The sequence below is a fragment of the Terrabacter terrae genome (assembly GCF_039529575.1).
Lineage (GTDB): Bacteria > Actinomycetota > Actinomycetes > Actinomycetales > Dermatophilaceae > Terrabacter > Terrabacter terrae.
The window spans coordinates 1-1,352 of record NZ_BAAANB010000166.1; the positions used below are offsets into that span (position 1 = coordinate 1).

2 protein-coding genes are annotated in these 1,352 nt (G+C 71.4%); one reads left to right on the forward strand and one right to left on the reverse strand.

The features are described from left to right. A partial coding sequence (locus ABD194_RS20350) for a YciI family protein (RefSeq protein ID WP_343994907.1) occupies positions 1–448 on the forward strand: 448 nt, incomplete at its 5' end. An 84-nt stretch (positions 449–532) separates the two neighbouring features. Here ABD194_RS20350 and ABD194_RS20355 read toward each other — a convergent pair. Beyond that, the coding region (locus ABD194_RS20355; protein ID WP_343994909.1) for an ATP-binding cassette domain-containing protein at positions 533–1,352 on the reverse strand (820 nt) is incomplete at its 5' end.

The window sequence follows — 1,352 nt, forward strand, 5'->3', positions numbered from 1 at the left end:
GCGGATCCCGTCTCAACGTGTATGCCGGGGCGCACCGCATCACGACCACCTGACCGCCGCGGCCCCGGCCGCTTCCCCCGACCCCCACCCGAGCGACTGGAGGCCCACCGTGGCGATCTTCGCGATCCACTACACGTATGCCGATGACATCAGCGAGATGCTGACGATCCGGCCCGAGCACCGGGAGTGGCTCACCGGTCAGCCCGGTCTGCTCGTCGCCGGGATGTACCAGGACGGCATCGACGAGGTGAGCGAGGCCGAGCCGACCGAGCAGGAGCCGGTCAACGCGGCACTCATCGTCTACTCCGCCGAGTCCCTCGAGGAGGTCACGGCGACGTTCGACCAGGACCCGTACTGGCTCGGTGGCCACATCCTGCGGCGCGTGGTCCGCCGCTGGGACCCGCAGCTCGGGCCCTGGGTCGCCGACGCCACCCAGTCCCCAGCCTGACCTTCACGAGTCGAGTGGGCACTGTGCAGCGACCGACGCCGCCGATGGTTGTGGAGAAGTGGCGGGAAGTGCCCACTCGACGTGTCAGAGGCGGGTGACCTGGCCGGCCTCGACGTGCCAGCGCTGGTCCAGGCGGACGTTCTCGAGCAGCCGCCGGTCGTGCGACACGAGCAGCAGCGCCCCGTCGTAGGACTCGAGCGCCTGCTCGAGCTGCTCGATGGCGGGCAGGTCGAGGTGGTTGGTCGGCTCGTCGAGCACGAGCAGGTTGACGCCACGCGCCTGCAGCAGCGCCATCGCCGCGCGGGTGCGCTCGCCGGGTGAGAGCCGCCCGACGGTGCTGCCGACCTGGTCGGCCTTGAGCCCGAACTTCGCGAGCAGGGTGCGCCGATCGGCCGGGCCGACGTCCGGGACCGCCTCGCCGAACGCATCGCCGAGGGTGAGGTCCTCACGCAGCCCGGTCCGGGCCTGGTCGATCTCGCCGACGTCGACGCTGGCCCCGAGTGAGGCGGTCCCCGAGGTCGGCTCGATTCGACCGAGCAGCAGCGACAGCAGCGTCGACTTGCCCGCGCCGTTGGGACCGGTGATCCCGATCCGCCGCCGGGCCTCGACCTGCAGCGACGCCGGGCCGAACGTCCAGTCGCCCCGACGCAGCGCCGCCTCGTTGAGCGTGGCCACAACCGAGCTCGACCGCGGCGCGGCCCCGATCGAGAACTGCAGCACCCACTCCTTGCGCGGCTCCGCCACCTCGTCGAGCCGGGCGATCCGCGACTCCATCTGGCGCACCTTGCGCGCCTGCTTCTCGGACGACTCGATGCTCGCCGCGCGACGGTTCTTGTCGTTGTCGGGGTTCTTCTTCATCGCGTTGCGCACGCCCTTGGACGACCACTCCCGCTGCGTGCGCGCC